We start from the raw sequence: 22,475 nt of genomic DNA, 5'->3' as shown, positions 1-22,475 counted from the left end.
GAGGTCCCCGTGATGCGTGACGCAGTCATCGTCGAAGCCGTACGCACCCCCGTCGGGAAGGGCAGGCCGAACGGGTCCCTGGCGCACGTCCACCCCGTAGAACTCCTCGCCCACACCCTGCGCACCCTTGTCGAGCGCTCCGGCGTCGACCCCGCCCTCATCGACGACGTGATCGGCGGCACCGTCGACCAGGTCGGCGAGCAGGCCATGAACACCACCCGGTACGCCGTCCTCTCCGCCGGCTTCCCCGAGACGGTCCCGGCGACCACGGTGGACCGCCAGTGCGGCTCCTCCCAGCAGGCCGTGCACTTCGCCGCGCAGGGGGTCATGTCCGGCGCCTACGACATCGTCGTCGCCTGCGGCGTCGAGTCGATGAGCCGGGTGCCGATGTGGTCCAACGTGCCGGCCGGCAAGGATCCCTTCGGCCCCGGGGTCGCCGCGCGCTACCCGGAGGGCCTGGTCCCGCAGGGCATCAGCGCCGAGCTCATCGCCGCGAAGTGGTCGCTCGGCCGCGCGGAGATGGACGCCTTCGCCGTCTCCTCGCACCAGAAGGCGGCGGCCGCGTGGGCGGCGGGGCTGTTCGACGCGCAGGTGGCTCCGCTGGACGGCGTCGCCCGTGACGAGTCGGTACGGCCCGGTACCACCGCCGAGATCCTCGCCGGGCTCAAGCCCGCCTACTACGACCCCGGGTTCGCCGAGCGGTTCCCGCAGATCGAGTGGAACGTCACGGCGGGCAACGCGAGCCCGATCAACGACGGCGCGTCCGCGGTGCTCATCACCTCCGGTGAGACTGCGGCGAGGCTCGGGTTGCGGCCGCTGGCCCGGCTGCACTCGTTCGCCGTGACCGGCTCCGACCCGTTGCTCATGCTGACCGGCGTGATCCCGGCGACGGAGAAGGTGCTGCGGCGGGCCGGGCTCGGCATCGAGGACATCGACCTGTTCGAGGTGAACGAGGCGTTCTCCAGCGTGGTGCTGGCCTGGCGACAGGAGACCGGGGCGGATCTCGCCAAGGTGAACGTGAACGGCGGGGCGATCGCTCTCGGGCATCCGCTGGGGGCGAGCGGGACTCGGCTGACGACGACGCTGGTGCATGCGATGCGGGAGCGTGGCGCTCGCTTCGGCCTGCAGACCATGTGCGAGGCGGGTGGGTTGGCCAACGCGATGGTTCTGGAGGCGGTTCGGTAGGGACTGTGCGCCCCATGGGGTGCCGCGTGGTGTCGTTGGGCGGCTGCGGGCCGTGGGGGCTGGGCGCGCAGTTCCCTGCGCCCCTGACGGCGCAGTAGTTACGGGGCGCTGCGTAGGTGGTGGCGCTTTCGCCATGCCACCACTGCTCCTGCCACCGCCGGTACGACGATGGCCGCCACCGAGATCAGGAACACCGGGGACGTCGGTGTCGAGGCCCGGGCGCCTGCCACGACATAGGCGGCCACGTTCGGGATGGAGCCGAGGGCGGTTGCGACCAGGAACGGGGTGTACCGCATGCGGGAGACGGCGGCGGCGTAGTTCGCGGCCCAGAACGGGACGCCGGGGAACAGGCGTACCGCCAGCATCGAGCGGAAGCCGTGCCTGCTGAACTGGTTGTCCGCCGCCTTCAGCAGCCGGCCGCGCAGCAGCGGGCGCAGTGCCTCCTGGCCGAGCATCCGGCCGAGCGCGAAGGAGATCCACGCCCCGAGCACGGTGCCGACCATGGCCGCGCCCATGCCCGTCGCCGAGCCGAACAGCGCGCCGGCCGCGAGGTTCAGGATCGGCCGGGGCACGAACGCCACCGTGATCAGCCCGTACGCCACGGCGAAGATCGCCACCGCGGTGGCGCCCGCCACCTGTGGCGGCCAGCCCTGCGTCAACAGCTTCTGGGGTTCGAAGAGCAGCACCGAGGACAGGGCGGCCGCCAGCAGGGCGACGAGCAGGGACAGCCGGGACCACGGCGACAGCAGCACGCGCGTGCAGCGCGCGCCGAAGGTCACCGGAGCGGGCACGGCGATGGTCAGCTCCTGGGCGGCGACCCGGGGAGGGGCCGTGGCGGTGCCAGAGCGGTTGGCATCGAGCATTCGGCGACAGTAACCGAAGCGGATGTGTGATCGCCGTATGGATGCGGTCCATTGAGTGAAACCGGCCTCATGGAAAACCGTTCGACGTGGGGCGACGTGTCGGACATGATCTGTGTCATGTTCCGGTTCGCCTTCCTCGTCGCAGCATCCGCAGTCGCGGATGCGCCGAAGGCTGCCGTCCCCGTTCTCGCGGCCGCTGTCGACGGCGCCCGAAGCTGACCCTCCCCGGAAAGTCCGGCGGACCCCGCAGGGGGAGGGTCGGCCGGTTCCCCGGGGTCCCCGCGTCCCGCCCTGACGAGACGCATCACCGCTGACCAGGCTTCGAGGTACAGCCATGCCCAAGACGGCGTACGTCCGCACCAAACCGCATCTCAACATCGGCACGATGGGCCATGTCGACCACGGCAAGACCACCCTGACCGCCGCCATCACCAAGGTCCTCGCCGACCGCGGCACCGGTACGTTCGTGCCGTTCGACCGCATCGACCGGGCCCCCGAGGAGGCCGCTCGCGGCATCACCATCAACATCGCGCACGTCGAGTACGAGACCGACACCCGGCACTACGCCCACGTGGACATGCCGGGCCATGCCGACTACGTCAAGAACATGGTCACCGGGGCAGCGCAGCTGGACGGGGCGATCCTCGTCGTCTCCGCGCTCGACGGGATCATGCCGCAGACCGCCGAACACGTGCTGCTCGCCCGGCAGGTGGGCGTCGACCACGTGGTGGTGGCGCTGAACAAGGCGGACTCGGCCGACGAGGAGCTGGTCGAGCTCGTGGAGTTGGAGGTGCGGGAGCTGCTCAGCGCGCACGGCTACGGGGGCGACTCCGTGCCCGTCGTACGGGTCTCCGGGCTCAAGGCCCTGGAGGGGGACCCGCGGTGGGCGGCGTCGATCGAGGCGCTGCTCGACGCGGTGGACACGTACGTGCCGATGCCGGAGCGGTATCTGGACGCGCCGTTCCTGCTGCCGGTGGAGAATGTGCTCACCATCACCGGGCGGGGCACTGTCGTGACCGGGGCCGTGGAGCGGGGGACCGTGCGGGTCGGGGACCGGGTGGAGGTGCTCGGCGCGGATGTCGAGACCGTCGTCACCGGGCTTGAGACCTTCGGGAAGCCGATGGACGAGGCGCAGGCCGGGGACAACGTGGCGCTGCTGCTGCGGGGCGTGCCGCGGGACGCGGTGCGGCGGGGGCAGGTGGTGGCGGCGCCGGGGAGTGTGGTGCCGGCGCGGCGGTTCTCGGCGCGGGTGTACGTCCTGTCGGGGCGCGAAGGGGGTCGTACGACTCCGGTCTCGACGGGGTACCGGCCGCAGTTCTACATCCGTACGGCGGATGTGGTCGGGGACGTCGACCTCGGTGAGACGGCGGTGGCCCGGCCCGGGGACACGGTGGAGATGACCGTGGAGCTGGGACGGGAGGTGCCGCTGGAGGCGGGCCTCGGGTTCGCCATCCGTGAGGGCGGCCGGACGGTGGGGGCGGGGACCGTGACCTCGGTGGAGTGAGGTTGCGGTGTGTGGGGGACTGCGGGCCGGTGGGGGCTGGTCGCGCAGTTCCCCGCGCCCCTTTCGGGGCGCCACAGTGATCGTCGGGCAGTGCGGCGGGCCTCTTTCGGGGTGTCGCAGTGGTCGTCGGGTGGTGCGGCGGGCCTCTTTCGGGGTGTCGCAGTGGTCGTCGGGCGCTGTGGCGGGCCCCTTTCGGGGTGCGGTGGGTCTCTTTGGGGGCGCGACAATGGTGGCGTGAGTGAATCCATACCCGTCGTCCGGGTCACCGAGCACGGGACCGCCAAGCTGATGCCCGACGTCGATCGGGAGCGGGCCTGGTTGCTGACCGTCGACGGGGCGCCGCAGTCGTACGTGGATCTCGACGAGCCGACGCATCTCGAGTTCGAGTACGCCCGGCGGCTGGGGTATGTGCTGGACGCCGTGGCGGAGGCCGGTGCGCCCCTGGACGTGCTGCATCTCGGCGGGGGCGCCTGCACGCTGCCCCGGTATGTGGCGGCGACCCGGCCGGGGTCCCGGCAGGATGTCGTGGACGCCGACCGGGAGCTCCTTGAGCTGGTCACCGAGCATCTGCCGCTGACGGACGGCACCGGGATCTCCCTGCACGCAGCCGACGCGCGGGGCTGGCTGGAAGCGGCGCCCGGGGACTCCGCCGACGTGATCGTCGCCGATGTCTTCGGGGGGTCCAGGATTCCCGCGCATCTCACCTCGCTGGGCTACGCGCGGGAGGCCGAGCGGGTGCTGAGGGCTGACGGGGTCTACCTGGCCAACCTCGCGGACTCCGCCCCCTTCGGCTTCCTGCGTGCTCAACTCGCCACGTTCGCCGTCGTCTTCGAGGAGCTGGCGCTCATCGCCGAGCCGGGCGTGCTGCGCGGGCGACGGTTCGGGAACGCGGTGCTCATCGCCTCGCACCGGCCGATCGACGCCGGCCCGCTGGCCCGTCGTACGGCCGCCGACGCCTTCCCGGCGCGGGTCGAACACGGGCCCGCGCTGCGGGAGTTCGTCGGCGCGGCCCGGCCGGTCGGGGACGCGGACGCCGTACCGTCACCCGAGCCCCCCGGCGGAGCGTTCGGGATCGGGTGAGGCGGCCGACGGCTGCGTGGTGACCGGGACGGTGCGGCGGGTGAGGTTGCGTACGTCCGGGACGACCAGCACCGCGGCCGTCACCGCGACGACCACACCCGCGCAGCCCCACAGGGCCGGGCCCCGGCCGAAGGCCTGCTCGGCGGGGCCCGCCAGCGCCGTCGCCAGGGGCAGCAGGGAGACGGAGCCGAACCAGTCGTAGGCCGAGACCCGGGAGAGCTTCTCCTCGGGGATCTCCTGGTGCAGGGCGGTCATCCAGGAGACGCCGAAGACCTCGACCGTGGTCCCGGCCAGGAACATCACCGCGCAGAGGGCTCCCACGGGGACGGGTACCGCCAGCGCCGCCGAGGGGAGCGCCAGCGGGAAGATGCAGAGGGTGCCGACGAACAGGAGCCGGCGGGGTTTCCAGCGGGTCATCAGGAGGGCACCGGCCACCGTGCCCGCGCCGAAGCAGGCGAGGGCGAGGCCCCAGGGTCCCGGGCCGCCGAGGCTGTCGCGGGCGACCAGCGGGCCGTACACCGCGTCGGCGGCGCCCACCATCGCGTTCGCTATCGAGAACTGGACGACGATCCCCCACAGCCAGGGACGGCCCGCGAACTCCCGCCAGCCCTCACGGAGATCGGCCAGCATCCCCTCGCCGGGCGCACGCGGCGGAACATGGCTGACGTCGAGGAACGAGCGCAGCGCACCGGCGACCGCGAACGCCGCCGCGTCCACCGCCAGCACCCAGCCGGGGCCCACCGCCGCCACCAGCGCGCCGCCCAGGGCCGCACCCCCGAGGGCGGCGCTCTGCATCGCCATCCGGAACACGGCGAACGCACGGCCCGCCTGCTCGCCGCTCACCGAGGACATCAGCATGCCCTCCGCCGCCGGGCTGAAGAACGCCTGGCCGGTACCGCCCAGCGCGGTGAGCAGCATCATCTGCCACAGCCGGGGCTCGCCGGTGAGCACGAGGACGGCGAAGGTGCCCTGGGAGAGGAAGTTGAGGGCGTTGGCCGCGACCATCACGCGATGACGGGGCAGACGGTCCGCCACCGCGCCGCCGACGAGCAGGAACAGCACCAGCGGGAAGGTGCGCGCGGCGGCCACCAGACCGACGTCCCCGCCGTCGCCGCCCGCGTCCAGCACCGCGAACGCGGCGGCGATCAGTGAGCCGTTGGCGCCCAGGCTCGTCACGATCGCCGCCGCGGTCAGCAGGCTGTAGTTGCGGCCCGCCCAGGCGGGTCTGCGCAGGCGGATGGGGGCGCCGGGGGAGTCGGGGGTGGAGGTCACCGACCGACTATCCCCGCCGGAAGTCCGCCTTGCCAATCCGATTCCCGGGCATCCAGTCCCCCGGTATCCAGTCCCCCGTCCTCCGGTCCGCCGGTGTCGGATGCCCGGGTATCCGGTCCGCGGCCGGCGTCAGCCCCCCGTCGGGGTGCCGTGCAGCCTGACCGTGCCGAGGATCTTCATGATCGTCGCGGTCGGGACCTCGCCGTTGACTCCCCTGGCGCCGTAGAAGTCCCACGACACCAGGTCGCCGGCCGAGTTCTCGAAGCCGAAGGTGATCGCCTTGCCGTCGCCCGCGCACTTGCCCTTCTGCGGGCTGTTCGTCGAACGCGCCCAGGCGTAGGCGCCCTTGAGGCCCGACGCGGTGGTGTAGGCGGTGGCCTTCTTGTCGTAGGTGATGGTCTTCTTGTCCGGGTACGTGTAGCCGCCGTACACCCACCAGGGGACCTCCCGGACGGCCGCGTCACCCGCGGTCTTCGCGCCGCTCTCGCCCTTGGTGCCCACCGCCGCCAGGGCCGTGTCCTCGGTCCTGCCGTCCTTGTCGTCGTCGCTCGTGCACCACTTCGACTTGTACTGGGCGGGCGCCGACATCGTGATGATCGGCTTGCCGTCCTTGTCCTCGAAGCCGACGGACGTCCCCGAGGTGAGGACCTCCCAGTCGGCCGGCACGTCGAAGGCCGTGCCCCACTTGGGGTTCACGACGGTCTTCCAGCCCGCGACCGTCGGCTTCTCGGTCCCGTCGGCACCGCGCGGATCGTCGTCCGTCGACGCGGAGGCGGAGGCCGGGGCGGAGACGGCCGGCGAACGGGTCGCCTGCTGGTTCTTGCCGGTGTCCGCCTTGTCGTCCTTCTTGCCGCCGAGGACCAGGAACCCGGTCACCCCGGCCGCCACCACGACGGCCGTCGCCGTGATGATCGCGACCAGCTTCGTGCGGTCGCCGCCGCCCCCGCCGCCGCCCTGTGGTGCCTGCGGAGCGCCGGCGGGCCCGGGCGGGCCCCACTGCGGCTGCCGGCCGTACCCGCCCGCTTGCGGATACTGCTGGTAGCCGGGCTGCTGATACGGATTCGGCTGCTGGTAACCCGGTTGCTGATACGGGTTGTTCTGCGGGTACTGCTCGCCCCCTGGCGGCTGCTGTTCTGGCCACATGGCTCGTAACCCTAGTGCCGCCCGGGATGTCGTTCAGCCTGCCGCGGAGGTCGCCGCCCGAATCCCCGAAGGCGAGAGGCGTGACAACGGTCATTGCATCGACTCTGGCCAGATTCTGCTACTCGTAAGTAACATGCCCGTCATGAGCACTGACCAGATGTCGATCGGCGAGATGCTCGCCGCCACGGTCCCGATGGTGCGGACCCTCAACCTGGAGTACCTGGAGACCACTCCGGAGCGGGCCGTGCTGTCCCTGCCGGACCAGGGTGACTTCCACAACCACATCGGCGGTCCGCACGCGGGCGCGATGTTCACCCTCGCCGAGTCCGCGAGCGGCGCGATCGTGCTGGCCGCCTTCGGCGACCAGCTCGCCCGGGCCGTACCGCTCGCCGTCAGCGCCGAGATCGCCTACAAGAAGGTCGCCCTCGGCCCGGTCAGGGCCACCGCGACGCTGGGCCGCCCGATCGCCGACGTCGTCGCCGAACTCGACGAGGGCAAGCGCCCCGAGTTCCCGGTCGCCGTCGCCATCACGCGCGAGGACGGGGCGGTCACCGGTGAGATGACGGTCGTCTGGACGCTGCGTCCCAACGGCTGACCGGCTGTGCGAACGCCGGACGGGGCGAGGGCCGCCGAGCCCTCACCCCGTCCTGAACAGGGGCCGCTCAGGCGGCGCGGCTTTCTTCGCGCCCGGCCCCGTCCTCTTCCAGTCCCGCCACGAACTCCTTGAGCCACGCCGTGAACTCGGGCCCCAGGTCCGGGCGTTCGCAGGCGAGCCGGACCACCGTGCGCAGATAGTCGGCCTTGTCGCCGGTGTCGTAGCGCAGTCCGTCGAAGACCACCCCGTGCACCGTGCCGGCCGCGGCCAGATCCTGCAGCGCGTCGGTCAGCTGGATCTCGCCGCCGCGGCCGGGCGCGGTCTGTTCCAGGACGTCGAACACCTCCGGGTCCAGGACGTAGCGGCCGATGACCGCGTAGTTGCTCGGTGCCTTCTCCGGGGACGGCTTCTCCACCAGACCGGTCACCCTCACCACGCCGTCCTCGCCGGTCGGCGCCACGGCGGCACAGCCGTAGAGGTGCACCTGGGACGGGTCTACCTCCATCAGCGCGACGACACTGCCCTGGTAGCGGTCGCGGACGTCCAGCATCTGGCTGAGCAGGGTCTCGCGGGCGTCGATCAGGTCGTCGCCGAGGAGTACCGCGAAGGGCTGGTCGCCCACGTGGTGCTTGGCGCACAGCACCGCGTGGCCGAGGCCGAGCGGGTCGCCCTGGCGGATGTGGTGGATGTCGGCGAGCCGCGCGGGATCGCGTACGGCGTCAAGGCGCACGGTGTCGCCCTTGGCGGCCAGCGCCTGCTCCAGCTCGAAGGCGTTGTCGAAGTGGTCCTCGATGGCCCGCTTGTGCCGGCCGGTGACCATGAGGATGTCGTCGAGCCCGGCCTTGGCGGCCTCCTCGACGACGTACTGGATGGCCGGCTTGTCGACGACCGGCAGCATCTCCTTCGGTGTCGCCTTGGTGGCGGGCAGGAACCGGGTGCCGAGCCCGGCGGCCGGCACGACGGCCTTTCGGACCGGCCGGGGGGACGTGGGAGCGGGGGAGGAGTGGGGGGCGATCATGCGCCACATGCTGGCCCGCCGGGATGAGAGAGCGCCGGGAGAAACGTGGGAGGCGGCTGTGGAACTCCACGTTCCGCCGCGGGTGACCCCGGCCGTCCGGGAGTTGAAGATTTCGTGTGCCATCGGGTCCGTGGCGCACACAAGTTGAACCTGTGCGACCGCTGAATCCCGGCCGGGCCAGGATACCGCCGGTAACTTATCTGAATTCCCGTCTCTTTGAACTTAGGTCACCTCAACTTCTTGTTTCCTGTGAGGCCTGTGTGCAAAGGTGAGCCACCCCGCGGGAGGGGTTGCAGAACGGCACGGCCGGCAGGCCGGCCGTTATGGACCCTAAAGGTACGCACCAATCAGCACTGCATTCCGTCAGGGCGCCATTTCGCATGCCGTCCTGCGGCTCGGAAGGAAATGGTTCAGTGCAATCCCCCTACCCCCCACGCCCGCCTTACCCGCCTCGCCCCGGTTCGACCCCGGGGGAGTCCGACCGCGATCTCATCGCCCAGCTCACCGGGGCCCCCGCGGCCAGGCATCATGCCGTCGCCCTGCTGCTCGCCCGGCACTGGCGCGCCACCTGCGACTACGCCGTCGTCTGTCTCGCCGCCGCCACGCCCACCGCCCAGCTCGTCGCCAGCGCCGCCTTCGAGCGGGTCCTCGGCAGACTGGCCGGCGGCGCGGTGGGCGGCGCCCTGCGCCCCCAGCTCCTGGTGGCGGTACGGGAGACGGTCCGCGCCTGGGCCGCCGACGAAGCCATTTCGGTGGTCGCACCGGAACTGCGCAAGACCACCGGCGGTCGTGGGCTCAGCGCCGCGAGACCCGGAACCCCCGAAAGGCGGCAACTCGCCGAACGCGCTTTCCAGGCTCTTCCGGGAGCCTCGCAATGCCTCCTCTGGCACTCCGAGGCCGAAGCCGAACCCATAAACATACCCGCTGGTCTGCTGGGTGTCGACACCGCAACCGCGACGGCCGCCCTCGACCAGGCCCGTGAACAATTCAGGACCGGATTGGTGCGCGCCCACCGGGAACTCGCGCCCTCGAAGGAATGCCGCTTCTACAACCGGCTCCTCGACGTCCCCATTCGCAGGGGCGGATCTCTGCTCCCCGATGTGCAACGGCATCTGACCGAATGCCGGTACTGCCGGTTCGCCGCCGAACAGCTCAGCCATTTCGACGGCGGCCTGGAGGTGCTGCTCGCCGAGACCGTGCTCGGCTGGGGCGCCCGCCGCTACCTCGACACGCGGCCCGGCCACGGCGCGGCCGTCGAGGCCTGGCCGGCCGGCGGCCAACCCGCACCCGCGGGGGTGCCCGGCGCACGGCACCGCATCGGCTCCGAGAGCGGACGGCGCAAGGCCGTGCTGGCCGGTGCCGGTCTGGTCTCCCTCGTGCTGCTCGCCACCGTGCTCGTGGCCAAGGGCTGGTCCGATGACAACGGTGTCCCGCACCCCGGCACCACCACCTGGGGAGCCCCCAGCGGCGGCACCACCCGGCCCGGCCCCGCCGCGAACCCGCCCTCCGAGGCCTCCCCGTCCCCGGCCTCGGTGGACGAGCCCGTCGAGATCGCCCACGGCAGGCTGCGCAGCCTCGACGCCGGGCTCTGCCTGGACGTGCGCGGGGGCCAGGTGCGGACCGGGGCGGAACTGAGGCTCGGCCGCTGCTCGGACACCGGGTCCCAGCAGTGGTCGTACCAGGACGACGGCCTGCTGCGCAGCGCGCTCGACCCCACCCTCTGCCTCGCCGCCGACCCCGGTCCGCACAGCGTCGTGGTCTCCGGCTGTCTGGTGCACGCGGGGGAGGTGTCGTACGACCTGACGGTGCGCGGCGAACTCCTGCTGCGCTGGGACAAGGACCTCGTGCTGGCCGCGGACGGCACGCGGGTGGTCGTGGCCCGGCGGAACGGGGCGGTGCGGCAGCGGTGGGACCTGGAGTCGGGGAGCGGCGGTGCGGCGGCGACGCCTCGGGCCACGCACTCCGCACCACCCGCGCCCGGGAAGGCCGAGCCGACGGGAATCCCCGAGCCCCCGCCCGTTCCGGAGCCGCAGACGGGTGAACCGCAGGAGCCGTACGGCACGCGGGTCGCGCAGGCCGGCACCCGTGAGCGTCCGGTCGCCGTCACCCCGACCGCGCCCCGCGAGCCCGTGGGCCCGCTCACCGAGGCGGTCGGTGATGTCCTGGACTCGGTACCGGCCACCGTGACGGACGTCCTGGGCTCCGTTCCGGACGCCGTGAGCGGGGTGGGCGGCCTGCTCGGCTAGCGCCGGGCCCCGCGTCTCCTTCCTGCCCGGCCGGCCCCGGGGGGACGGTGCGAACCGGCCCCCGGGACGCGGTCGTGCGGCGAGGGGTGTCATTCCCGGGGGAGCGAAGCCAGCCAGCGGTCGTCGCGGAACTCGGCGGGGATCTCGTCCTCCCAGGGATCGATGCCGCGGCGTTCCAGTTCGTCGAACCACCGGTCCCGTTGCGACTCGGGGAGACGCCGGCCGCACCAGGGGCAGAACGCGATGGTGATGCTCGATGTGCCGCCGTCATGGACGACCAGGCCGTACTCCTGGAACTCGGCGCTGAAGGCGATGAGCGCGTCCGGGCAGGCGAGGGGGTCATCGTGCCGGTCGCAGGACACGTTGACGCGGCTGTTCATCGCCTCGCAGCAGTGGTTGGTCATGACCTCGGTTCCTCGTTGATCTGCGCTCCGAGCAGTAGTAGATCAAACTCGTCGTCCGCCGAGCGCCAGTCGGAACTTCCGGCGATCGCCAGGGGCGCCTTCTGCGGCACGGCGAATGCCGGGCCCTGTCCGGCGGTGCGCAAGACCGGCAGGACCGCGGCGAGGTCGGCCAAGGGGTGATGCCTCTGTCCGTGACTCGCCCGGGCGATGCACCCCGCCGGGTGTGAAACTGTGAAAAGTAATAAGTGAACAGGCTATGGGCATGTTCCTACCGCTGCCGTCACCGAGAGAGATCCGCGAATGTCCTGGACCGCGACAGTCCGATACGGCCTGGAGCCTGCCCCGGGCGGGCTGGCCTTCGTGCAGGACCTGCTCAACACCCGGTCCGCCGGCAGGCCGCGCGAGCCCGACCTCCTGCAGACCGACGAGGCTGCCCGTGCCTGGCTCGACCAGGCACGGGAGAGCTGGAGCGGGGCGACCCGCCGTCCCGCACCCGGCATCGAACTGATCCCCGAGGACGTACAGGGCCTCCGCGGCTTCCGTGACGACCTGGTCCAGAGCCTTCAGGCCCGGTCCGGTGACCCGGCGACGGAGCCCGGCCCGGCGGCTTCGCTGATGACCCTGCCCACTGCGCTGCGGCTGGACGAGCACGGGGCCGTCCATGCGGAGCCCCGCGGCACGGGATGGCGGCAGGTGGCGTCGCTCGCCCTGGTCGAGGTCTACCGGGCGCAGTGCACGGACACCCTGCGCCGCCTGAAGTCCTGCCGGAACGCCCGTTGCCTGGTCGCCTTCTACGACCGCTCCCGCAACAACAGCGGCGTCTGGCACGACGTCCACGTCTGCGGCAACGCGGCCAACCTGCGTAACTACCGTGCGCGCAAGCGGGCCGGTACGGACCAGGTCTGACAGCAGGCTCTCCGTTTTCGGTTCTTGTCGGCTTCCGACCGTCTTTTGTTCAGATCGTTGACACGAGTCACCACCGGATCTACGTTTCCGGAACGCCGGTGGTGCGGCTGACTGATCGTCAAGGTCCGGTGGCGGTCGTTGCGTTCACAGGTCGAACGCGGTCCTGCGGCCCCGGCGCCTTCGCGGTCCACATCGTCGTGCCCGCACACCGAAGGAGTGACGGCTCATGTCCGAAACCGTCTCCCGGCGATCCGCCCTGCGACTGACGGCCGTCGCGGTCGCCGCCGCGGCCACCGGCGGACTCGTCCCGCCCACGCCCGCCGCCGCGGCGGACAGACCCGGGGCCGGGGCCGGCCCCCGCGTCGAGGGGCTGCTCGCCAGACTCACGCTCGACGAGAAGATCTCCCTGCTGCACGGGGCCGACGACCCCGGCTCGCTGGGCCAGGCCGGTTACGTGCCCGGCGTCCCCCGGCTGGACATCCCGCCCCTCAGACTCGCCGACGGCCCGGCCGGTGTCCGCATCACCGAGCACGCCACCGCCCTGCCCGCCCCCGTCCTGCTCGCCTCCGCCTTCGACCCCGAACTGGCCCGCCGCTACGGCCAGGTGATCGGTCGCGAGGGCCGCGCCCTCGGCCAGGACGTGCTGCTCTCCCCGATGGTCAACCTCATCCGCACCCCTTACGCGGGGCGCAACTTCGAGACGTTCAGCGAGGACCCGCTGCTCGCCGCCGACCTGGTCGCCGCCGAGATCGGGGGAATCCAGGGCGAGGGCCTGATCGCGACCGTCAAGCACTTCGCCCTCAACAACCAGGAGCAGAACCGCAATTCGATCGACGTGCACGCCGACGAACAGACCATGCACGAACTCGAACTGCGCGGCTTCGAGGCGGCGGTGGACGCCGGCACCGGCGCGGTCATGGGCTCCTACAACAAGGTCAACGGCACCTTCGCGTGCGAGAACCGGACCCTGCTCACCGACATCCTCCGCGACCAGTGGGGCTTCGGGGGCTGGGTGATGACCGACTGGTTCGCCGCCCACAGCACCGCCGCCGCGATCACCGCCGGCCTCGACATGGAGATGCCCGACGGCACCTACTTCGGTACGGCCCTCAAGTCGGCGGTACAGAACGGCAGCGTGCCCGAGCGGTACGTCGACCGGGCGGTACGGCGGATCCTCACCGTGCTGGACCGTTTCGGCCTCCTCGACGGCAGCGCCCCGCCACGCCCCGGACGCGACGCCGCGGCGGGCGCCGCCGTCGCGCTGGAGGTCGCCAAGGCCGGCGCGACCCTGCTGCGCAACGAGCACCGCACCCTGCCGCTGGACGGCGGCAGCGTCGCGGTGATCGGACCGACCGGCTCACTGCCCTTCGTCAGCGGCGGCGGCAGCGCCCATGTCGTCCCCGACCATGCCGACAGCCCCCTCGACGCCATCAGGGCCCGCACCCGCTCCACGGTCACCTACACCCTCGGCGAGGACCTGTTCGGCAAGGCCGTACCCGCGTCCGCTTTCAGTCCCGCCCTCAAGAGCGAGGGGCAGCAGGTGGCCGCCGGGAAGACCTGGGAGTACGACGGCACGCTCACCGTCGCCGAGGGCGACGAGTGGACCTTCGTACTCCACTTCTCCTCCGCGGCCATCGCCCGCCCCAAGGTCCTGCTCGACGGCGAGGAACTCTTCCCGCTCGCGGCCGGATACGGCGAGTACTTCTCCGGCGGCCTGGTCGCCGTCGCCCCCGACGGCCTCGGCGTCCGCCGGAAGACGCTTCAACTCGCCCGGGGCGCCCACACGTTGAAGATCACGGCGGACGGCGGCGACGCGGGTCTGCTGTTCCGGCTGCGGCGCAGCACCGGCGCGACCCGCGCCAGGGACGTCGCCGACGCGGTGGCCGCCGCCCGGGCCGCCCGGCACGCCGTGCTGTTCGCCTACGAGGACGCCACCGAGGGCCTGGACCGCACGACCGTCGCCCTGCCAGGCCACCAGGAACAGCTGATCCGCGCGGTGACCGCGGCCAACCCGCGCACCACCGTCGTCCTCAACACCTCGTCGTGCACCTCGATGCCGTGGCTGGCGGAGACCGGGGCCGTGCTGCAGATGTACTACCCAGGCCAGGAGGGCGCGGCCGCCACCGCCGCCGTTCTCTACGGCGACAGCGACCCGGGCGGCCGCCTCACCCAGTCCTTCCCGGCCGACGACGACCACCACCCGGTCGCAGGCGACCCGAGCCGCTACCCCGGCGCCGACGGTGTGGAGGAGTACTCCGAGGGCATCCACGCCGGCTACCGCTGGTACGACGCGCAGGGCGTGCGGCCCCTCTTCCCCTTCGGGCACGGTCTGTCGTACACCTCTTTCGCGTACTCCGACCCTCGGGCACGCTGGACGCATGACGGGCTGGAGGTGACGTTCACCGTGCACAACACCGGGCGCCGTGCCGGGACCGACGTGCCGCAGGTGTACGTCGGACCCTCCCCGGAGCTCCGGCTCGACCAGGCGGTACGGGTGTTGGGCGGCTACCGGCGACTGGTGCTGCGGGCCGGGGAGCGGCGGCGGGTGACCGTGCGGGTGGCCGCGCGCACCCTGTCGTCCTGGGACGCGCGGCACCACCGCTGGACACTCGGCACCGGACGGCGGACCGTCTGGATCGGTGCCTCGTCGGGCGACCTGAGGCTGCGCACCGGCGCGCGGGTGGGCGACGGCGACCGCTGAACTCCTGTCAATGAGCGGCCGGGGAGCCAGGGGCTCTCCGGCCCTTTACTTCAAGGGTTTACAAGAATTTTCCCCGCTGTGTGTTTCATTTGAAGTAATGCGGTTGACGGCAGGTTTTTGTCAGGATTGGGTGAGGGTTGACGCGGAGGCGTTCAGCCTGGGTTTCCGGTGTGCCACGATCGAGCCAGCGGACCGAAGTCATCCCGAATTTACAGAGCTCGGTGCGGTCGCACGCCGCGTTGCGCCGCGGTGAGTGCCGGGTGAATGGCCAGGGTGCTTTGACGGGCTTGTGGCGGTGTGCCGTCAGTGATCCGAGCGTCGCGCGACGGCCGCACCGAAGTGGATTGCTCGGATTTTCGGCTCTTGCGGTGAATTCCTCCCGCTGGCCGAATCAATGCTACCGGACGCGATAGGCAAGCTCCGTTATTGACCCGCGAGTAACGAACTCGCTAGTTTCCGGTGGCCTCACCACGAGATTTCCGCCGCACACATCCCCCACCGTGCTGTCCTCCCGATTATTCGGAGCGTCATGACGTCCCCTGTGCGTGCCGTCGACCTGATCATGTGCATCACCCCTTTCGGAGAACCCGATGCCAGGCTCGCCACAGCGGTCTGCGCGGCCGGCGGACTCGGCGTCCTCGACCTGGGCCGCGGCGACCGAAGAACCCGGGAGGCGCTGGCCCGGCTGAGACGGGCGGCGCCGGGACCGTACGGCGTGCGGATCGCCGCCGGCTGCGCCCTCACCCCGGACGATCTCGCCCCGGACGGTCCCGGCCCGGCCCCCGACACCGTGGTCCGGGCCGCCGACGCACCCTGGACCGTCGCCGAACTCGCCCCGTACGCGCGGGTGCTGGCCGAGGTGACCGACCTCGCCGGGGCGCGTGCGGCGGTCGTGGCCGGCGCGCACGGGCTGATCGCCCGGGGCGCCGAGAGCGGCGGCCGGGTCGGCGAGCTGAGCACCTTCGTCCTCCTCCAACAGCTGCTCTCCGAAGCCGAGTTGGCGGTTCCGGTCTGGGCCGCCGGCGGCATCGGACCGCACACCGCGGCGGCCGCGGTGGCCGGCGGCGCGGCCGGGGTGGTCCTGGACAGCCAACTGGCCCTGCTCGCCGAGTCCCGGCTGCCCGAGGCGACGGCGGCCGCACTGCGCTCCCTGGACGGCTCCGAGACCGCCGTCGTGGCCGGATACCGGGTCCTGCACCGCCGGGGCCCGGACGCCGTGCGCCCGCCCGCCGACGACCCGGCCGCGGTCGCCGCGCTGCTCGGCGCCGAGGAACTGCGCACCCAGCTGCTCCCGGTGGGCCAGGACGGCTTCCTCGCCGCCCGGTTCGCCGGGCGGTGGGGGAACGTGCGGCGGACCGTACGGGAACTGACGGCGGCCATCCGCGGGAACGGTGCCGCTGATGCGCTGCGCCCGGCAGACTCGGCTTCCGGTGCCGTGCCCGACGCGCTGCCTGCCGCCGGTACGGCCGCCGACGCGCTGCGGCCCGCCACCTCCGCCATGAGCCGGGCCCTCGGCACCCGGCTGCCCGTCGCCCAGGGCCCGATGACCCGGGTGAGTGACCGGGCCGCCTTCGCCGCGGCCGTCGCCGAGGACGGGGCGCTGCCCTTCCTGGCGCTGGCCCTCGCCGACGGCACCCGCACCCGGGAGATGCTGACCGAGGCCAAGGCCGCCCTCGACGGACGCCCCTGGGGTGTCGGCGTGCTGGGCTTCGCGCCCGAGGAACTCAGGAACGCCCAGCTCGAAGCGGTGCGCGAGCTGCGGCCCAGCCACGCGATCGTCGCGGGCGGCCGCCCCGCCCAGGCGGAGGCCCTGGAGCGGGCCGGGATCAGCACCTTCCTGCACGTGCCCTCGCCGGGGCTGCTGCGGCAGTTCCTGGACGCCGGGGCCCGGAAGTTCGTGTTCGAGGGCTCCGAGTGCGGCGGCCACGTCGGACCCCGCGCGAGTTTCCCGCTCTGGGAGGCCCAGCTCGCCGTACTGGAGGACTTCCCGGACGCGGAGAACGTGGAGGTGTTCTTCGCGGGCGGCATCCACGACGAACGCTCGGCGGCGATGGTCGCCACGCTCGCCGCACCGCTCACCGCCCGGGGCGCGGCCGTCGGCCTGCTCATGGGCACCGCCTACCTCTTCACCGAGGAGGCCGTGGACCGGGGCGCGATCCAGCCCCTTTTCCAGCGCCAGGTCGTGGCGGCCGCCTCGACCGCCCTCCTGGAGACCGCACCCGGCCACGCCACCCGCTGCGTCCCCAGCCCGTTCACCTTCAACTACCGCGAGCGTGAGGCGGAGTTGCGGGACAGCGGGGTGCCCGACCGGCGGGTGTGGGAGGAGCTGGAGCGGCTCAACGTCGGCCGGCTGCGCATCGCCAGCAAGGGCGTCGACCGTGCGGGCGACGGCGAGTTGACGGCCGTGGACGAGCAACGACAGTTCTCCGACGGGATGTTCATGGCCGGAGAGGTCGCCGTGCTGCGCTCGGCGACCACCACCGTGGCCGCCCTGCACCACGCCGTGACCGACGGGGCCGCCGGCTTCCTGGCGCAGCGGACGGCGGTGGCGAAGCAGGCCGAGCCCCCCGCCCCCGCCCCGCTCGACATCGCGATCGTCGGCATGGCCTGCATGTTCCCGCAGGCCCCCGACCTCGCCGCCTTCTGGGCGAACGTGGTCGCCGGACACGACGCGGTCACCGAGGTGCCGGTGGAGCGCTGGGATCCCGCAGTGCACCACGCCGACGGCAGCACGACGTCCAAGTGGGGCGGGTTCCTGCCGCCGATCCCCTTCGACCCGCTGGGCTACGGCATCCCGCCCGCCTCCCTCGGCCACATCGAGCCTGTGCAGCTGCTCGCCCTGGAGGCCGCCCGGCGCGCCCTGGACAACGCCGGATACGGCGAGCGGGGACGGGAGTTCGACCGCTCGCGCACCTCCGTCGTCTTCGGCGCCGAGGCCGGCAGCGACCTCTCCAACGCGGCCACCCTGCGCGCCGTCCTGCCCTCCTACTACGGCAAGGTGCCCGACGGCCTCGACGACCAGCTGCCCCGGCTCACCGAGGACTCCTTCCCGGGGATGCTGGCCAACGTCATCTCGGGGCGGATCGCGAACCGCCTCGACCTGGGCGGCGCCAACTACACCGTCGACGCCGCCTGTGCCTCCTCGCTGGCCGCCGTCGACGTCGCCTGCAAGGAACTCACCGCCGGCACCAGCGACGTCGTGCTGTGCGGCGGAGCCGACCTGCACAACGGCATCAACGACTACGTCCTGTTCTCCTCCGTCCATGCCCTGTCCCCGACCGGCCGGTCCCGCGCCTTCGACGGCTCCGCCGACGGCATCGCGCTCGGTGAGGGCGTGGCCTGCGTCGTCCTCAAGCGGCTGGCGGACGCCGAGCGCGACGGCGACCGGATCTACGGCGTGATCAAGGGGCTTGGCTCGTCCAGCGACGGCCGCTCCCTGGGCCTGACCGCCCCGCGCCCCGAGGGCCAGCGGGCCGCGCTGCTGCGGGCGTACCGCAGCGCCGGGATCTCCCCGGCACGGGTCGGCCTGGTCGAGGCGCACGGCACCGGGACCGTCGTCGGTGACCGCACCGAACTCGGCATCCTCAGCGAGGTGTTCGCGGAGGCGGGCGCGGAGAACGGCGGTTGCGCGCTCGGGTCGGTCAAGTCCCAGATCGGACACACCAAGTGCGCCGCAGGACTCGCCGGGCTGATCAAGACCACCCTCGCCCTGCACACCGGCGTCAAGCCGCCCACCCTGCACCTCGACCACCCCAACCCGGCCTGGCAGGAGGACGGCAGCCCGTTCGCCTTCCACACCGAGGCCCGGCCCTGGGCCACCCCGCCCGCCGAACGGGTCGCCGGGGTCAGCGCGTTCGGCTTCGGCGGCACCAACTTCCACGTGGTGCTGGCCGCCTACGACAGTGCGGTACCGCCGGAGCAGGGGCTGGACGCCTGGCCCGCCGAGCTCTTCGTGTTCCGGGGGCGGGACGAGCAGGCCGCCCACCGGAGCGTCGAGGAGATCCTGCGGGCCGCCGGGACCGGATCCTGGCGGCTGCGCGACCTGGCGCTCGCCGCCGCCCGCCGCGCGGACGCCTCGCACGAACCGGTACGGGCCGCGGTGGTCGCGGGCGACGTGGCCGAGCTGGCCGGACAACTGCGGCGCGTCCTCGCGGGGGAGCACGACCCGGCCGCCGGCATCCACCTGGCCGACCCGCAGCCGGACGCCGACGCCGGCATCGAAGCCGGCCCCGACGCCAAGGTCGCCTTCCTCTTCCCCGGCCAGGGCAGCCAGCGCCCCGGCATGCTCGCCGACCTCCTCATCGCCTTCCCCGAGCTCCAGCACTACCTCCAGCTCGGCCGCGCCCACGCCGACGCCCTCTACCCGCCCGCCGCGTTCGACGACGACACCCGCGAGCGCCGCCGGGCCGCCCTCACCGACACCCGGGCCGCCCAGCCCGCCCTCGGCATCACCGGCCTCGCCGCCCACGCCTTCCTGACGGCGGCCGGCGTCCGCCCCGACATGGCCGCCGGACACAGCTACGGCGAGCTCGTCGCCCTCAGCGCGGCCGGCGCCCTCACCCCCGAGACCCTCCTGGAACTGAGCGCCGAACGCGCGGCCGCGATCCTGGCCGCCGCGGGCGACGAACCCGGCACCATGGCCGCGGTGTCCGCGGGGGCGGACGACGTCGAGCGTGCGCTGCGGACGGCCGGAGCCCCGCCCTCCGTGGTCGTGGCCAACCACAACTCGCCCCGGCAGACGGTCGTCTCCGGCCCGACCGAAGAAGTGACCGAAACCGTACGGCTGTTGCGCGAGGCCGGCCTCGGCGCCAAGCGGATCCCGGTGGCCTGCGCCTTCCACAGCCCGGTCGTGGCCGGGGCGGGCGACCGGTTCGCGGAAGTCCTCGCGGACACGGCCGTACGACCGCCCGAGTTCCCCGTGTGGTCCAACCGCACCGCGGCCCCCTACCGGCCCGACGCCGACGCCGTACGCGCCGAACTCGCCGCCCAGATCGGCTCGCCCGTCGCCTTCGCCGCCCAGATCGAGGCGATGTACGAGGCCGGGGCCCGTGTCTTCGTGGAGGCCGGGCCCGGGACCGTCCTCACCCGGCTCGTCGGGCAGATCCTCGGCGACCGCCCGCACACCACCGTGGCCTGTGAGCCGCGTGCCGGCAGCGGACTGCGCGGCTGGCTCGACGCGCTCGCCCGGCTGGCCGTGGCCGGCGCCCCGGTACGCACCGCCTGGCTGCTGCGCGGCCGTGACGCCGTGGACGCGGTCCGCACCCCGGTGCCGAAGCGGCCGGGCTGGACGGTAGACGGACAGCTCGTGCGCACCGCCGCCGGAGACCTCCTGCCCGGTGCCCTCGCACCGGCCCGACGAGTCGTGGAGACGACGACTGTGACGACGAACCAGCCGCACGGCGCCCCGGCCGACCGGGACGCGCTGATCTCCGAGTTCCTGCGCACCAGCCGGGAGATGATCGCGGCCCAGCGCGACGTACTGCTCACCTACTTCGGTGCGACCCAGGTGCAGGTGCCGGCCGCGCCGGTGCTCCAGCAGCTGGTGCCCGCCGAAGTGGTCGTGGCACAGCCGCAGTCGGCGGAGCCCGCACTCGCACTGGCACCCGCGCCCGCCCCGGTGGCGGCCGAGCCCGAGGCTGCGGCCGACGTCGAGCGGGTCGTTCTGGAGATCATCAGCGAACGCACCGGCTATCCCGTGGACATGATCGAGCCCGACCTCGACCTGGAGGCGGACCTGAGCATCGACTCGATCAAACGGGCCGAGATCGCGGGGGAGCTGGCGAAGCGACTCGGCATCGCGGGCGGCGCGGAGACCCTGGACGACGCCGAACTGGAGGACCTGGCCAAGGCGCGGACGGCGGCGGCCGTCACCGGATGGCTGAGGGCGCGGGTCGGCCCGGGCGAGCAGGAGACGGCCCCGGCTCCGACGGGACCGGCCCCGGACACGACCGATCGGACGACCGCCGCGCCCGAACCGGTGGCCGCGACCGCCGCCGGGTCCGGGGGACTGGCCGCGACCGCTGCCCTGCCGGCGACGGCGCCCGGCGCGGGCGTACCGGCGTCCCGGCCCGCCGCGGCCGACGAGGTCCCCTCGGGCGAGGCGCCGAAGCGGTTCGAGATGCGGCCCGTGGCCCTGCCACAGCCGGACGCCCTGGCCGATGCGGCCACCGTGCTGGCGGGCAGGCGGTTCCTCGTCCTCGGGGACGGCGCGCAGGTGGCCGCACGGCTCGCCGGGTACGGCGCCGAGGCCGTCAACGTCGGCGCGGACCACCTGCTCGGGGAGGCGGACGGCGCCGTGGACGGCGTGCTGTACCTGGGCGCGCTGCCGGGCAGCGACGCACCCGTGCTGCCCGACGCCTTCCCGGTCCTGCGGGCGGCCCTGGCCAGGAGCCCACGCTGGCTGCTGGCCGCCCGCCCCGCCGACGGCGCGGACGCGGCACGCTCGGCCGGGCTGCACGGGCTGTTCCGTACCGTGGCCCGGGAGTACCCGGACACCGTCGCCCGGGTGGTGACCCTCGGGGACACCGCACCGGAGGCGGTCGCCGACGCCCTCGTCGCCGAGCTGCTCGCACCGGAACCGGCTCCGGTCGTGCTGCGCACGGCCGCCGGCCGGCAGGGCCTCGAACTGGTCGAGGTGGCGCCCGGCGCGCTCGCCGGCACCGGGGCCGGACCGGCCGGGGAGGGGGCCGCCGAGGCCGCCGCCCTCGGCCTCGACCGGGACTCGGTGGTGCTGCTGGTCGGCGGGGCCAGGGGCATCACCGCGAAGTTCGCGGCCACCCTCGCCGCCGCCTGCCGCTGCCGGATCGAGCTGCTCGGCCGGACCCCCGCGCCCACCGGCCCGGAGTCCCCGGACACCGCCGCCGCCGACACCCCGGCCGGACTCCGCGCCGCCCTCGCCGCCCGCGGCGGCCTGAAGCCCGCCGAGATCAACCGCGAGGCCGAACTGATCCTGGCCCAGCGGGAGATCACCGCCACCCTGGACGAACTCGCCGCGCTCGGCAGCGAGGCGCGCTACCACGCCGTCGACTTCCGCGACCGCGACGCCGCACTCCAGGCCGTCAAGGAGATCCATGCCGACCACGGCCGCCTGGACGGGGTCGTCTTCGCCGCCGGGGTGATCGAGGACCGGCTGATCGCCGAGAAGACCCCGGAGTCCTTCCAGCGGGTGTACGGGACGAAGACGACCGGCGCGGCCACCCTGCTCGCCGCCCTGGAGGAACTGCCCAACGGGCCCGGTTTCGCGGTGCTGTTCGGCAGCATCTCGGCCGTCCTCGGCAACCGCGGCCAGGCCGACTACGCCGCCGCCAACGACGCCCTGGAGAGCCTCGGCGCCGGCTGGGCGGAGCGCACCGGGAACCGGGCGCTGACCGTGCACTGGGGACCGTGGGCGCCGACCGGCGGCCACACCGGCATGGTCAGCCCGGAACTCGGGCGCGAGTACGCCCGGCGCGGGGTGAAGCTGATCGACCCCGACGAGGGCACCGCCGCCCTGCTGCGCGAGCTCGCCTGGGGCGAGGAGTCCGTGCGGGCCGTCGTCTACACCGCCTCGGGCTGGTGA

Annotated in this window: 14 protein-coding genes; 8 read left to right on the top strand and 6 right to left on the bottom strand. The window is 73.1% G+C overall.

The features are described from left to right. The first annotated feature begins 12 nt into the window (after nt 1-12). Nucleotides 13-1,185 (top strand): thiolase family protein, encoded by a 1,173-nt coding sequence (locus ACFWPS_RS30095; protein ID WP_383710358.1) that lies wholly within the window; start codon nt 13-15, stop codon nt 1,183-1,185. 98 nt (nt 1,186-1,283) lie between these two features. Here the strand turns inward: ACFWPS_RS30095 and ACFWPS_RS30090 are convergent, their stop codons facing one another. Next, a complete protein-coding gene (locus tag ACFWPS_RS30090; protein ID WP_383710356.1) occupies nt 1,284-2,048 on the bottom strand; it encodes a TVP38/TMEM64 family protein in 765 nt (254 codons plus the stop codon). Nucleotides 2,049-2,382: 334 nt separating this feature from the next. Between ACFWPS_RS30090 and tuf the strand changes: the two genes are divergently transcribed. Together tuf and ACFWPS_RS30080 are read left to right on the top strand one after the other, a co-directional pair. Next, nucleotides 2,383-3,552, top strand: coding sequence for an elongation factor Tu (gene tuf / locus ACFWPS_RS30085; RefSeq protein ID WP_383710354.1), 1,170 nt, complete (start codon nt 2,383-2,385; stop codon nt 3,550-3,552). 234 nt (nt 3,553-3,786) lie between these two features. Next, nucleotides 3,787-4,632, top strand: a complete 846-nt coding sequence (locus ACFWPS_RS30080; RefSeq protein ID WP_383710352.1) for a spermidine synthase — start codon at nt 3,787-3,789, stop codon at nt 4,630-4,632. Here the strand turns inward: ACFWPS_RS30080 and ACFWPS_RS30075 are convergent. After that, a complete protein-coding gene (locus ACFWPS_RS30075) occupies nt 4,594-5,904 on the bottom strand; it encodes an MFS transporter (RefSeq protein WP_383710349.1) in 1,311 nt (436 codons plus the stop codon). The genes ACFWPS_RS30080 and ACFWPS_RS30075 overlap by 39 nt on opposite strands. Before the next feature lie 129 nt (nt 5,905-6,033). After that, the gene (locus ACFWPS_RS30070; RefSeq protein WP_383710346.1) at nt 6,034-7,047 is read right to left on the bottom strand and encodes a hypothetical protein; all 1,014 of its coding nucleotides are present in this window, start codon (nt 7,045-7,047) and stop codon (nt 6,034-6,036) included. Between the two features lie 157 nt (nt 7,048-7,204). On the opposite strand from ACFWPS_RS30070, the gene ACFWPS_RS30065 reads away from it, so the two are divergent. Then, nucleotides 7,205-7,642, top strand: coding sequence for a DUF4442 domain-containing protein (locus tag ACFWPS_RS30065; RefSeq protein WP_383710496.1), 438 nt, complete (start codon nt 7,205-7,207; stop codon nt 7,640-7,642). A gap of 67 nt (nt 7,643-7,709) precedes the next feature. Here the strand turns inward: ACFWPS_RS30065 and galU are convergent, their stop codons facing one another. Next, complete coding sequence (galU, locus tag ACFWPS_RS30060; RefSeq protein WP_383710344.1) at nt 7,710-8,660, bottom strand: UTP--glucose-1-phosphate uridylyltransferase GalU; 951 nt, start codon at nt 8,658-8,660, stop codon at nt 7,710-7,712. A 413-nt stretch (nt 8,661-9,073) separates the two neighbouring features. Here galU and ACFWPS_RS30055 point away from each other — a divergent pair, with 413 nt between their 5' ends. Further along, nucleotides 9,074-10,906 (top strand): ricin-type beta-trefoil lectin domain protein, encoded by a 1,833-nt coding sequence (locus ACFWPS_RS30055; RefSeq protein ID WP_383710342.1) that lies wholly within the window; start codon nt 9,074-9,076, stop codon nt 10,904-10,906. 89 nt (nt 10,907-10,995) lie between these two features. On the opposite strand, the gene ACFWPS_RS30050 is transcribed toward ACFWPS_RS30055, so the two are convergent. Both ACFWPS_RS30050 and ACFWPS_RS30045 read right to left on the bottom strand, forming a co-directional pair. Continuing rightward, the gene (locus tag ACFWPS_RS30050) at nt 10,996-11,310 is read right to left on the bottom strand and encodes a DUF6980 family protein (RefSeq protein ID WP_383710339.1); all 315 of its coding nucleotides are present in this window, start codon (nt 11,308-11,310) and stop codon (nt 10,996-10,998) included. Beyond that, nucleotides 11,307-11,483: a hypothetical protein gene (locus ACFWPS_RS30045; protein ID WP_383710337.1), complete on the bottom strand. Its 177-nt coding sequence runs from the start codon at nt 11,481-11,483 to the stop codon at nt 11,307-11,309. The genes ACFWPS_RS30050 and ACFWPS_RS30045 overlap by 4 nt, the downstream gene beginning before the upstream one ends. 127 nt (nt 11,484-11,610) lie before the next feature. Here ACFWPS_RS30045 and ACFWPS_RS30040 point away from each other — a divergent pair, with 127 nt between their 5' ends. From ACFWPS_RS30040 to ACFWPS_RS30030, 3 genes are all read left to right on the top strand, one after another. Further along, a complete protein-coding gene (locus ACFWPS_RS30040) occupies nt 11,611-12,216 on the top strand; it encodes a CGNR zinc finger domain-containing protein (RefSeq protein ID WP_383710335.1) in 606 nt (201 codons plus the stop codon). Between the two features lie 226 nt (nt 12,217-12,442). Then, nucleotides 12,443-14,917, top strand: coding sequence for a beta-glucosidase (locus ACFWPS_RS30035; RefSeq protein WP_383710333.1), 2,475 nt, complete (start codon nt 12,443-12,445; stop codon nt 14,915-14,917). Between the two features lie 529 nt (nt 14,918-15,446). Then, on the top strand, nt 15,447-22,475 hold the full coding sequence (locus tag ACFWPS_RS30030) for an SDR family NAD(P)-dependent oxidoreductase (protein ID WP_383710331.1): 7,029 nt from the start codon (nt 15,447-15,449) through the stop codon (nt 22,473-22,475).

This window comes from Streptomyces sp. NPDC058457 (genome assembly GCF_042720695.1).
Lineage (GTDB): Bacteria > Actinomycetota > Actinomycetes > Streptomycetales > Streptomycetaceae > Streptomyces.
Note: the sequence above shows the minus strand (reverse complement) of the source record. Positions and strands in the feature narration are given on the sequence as shown.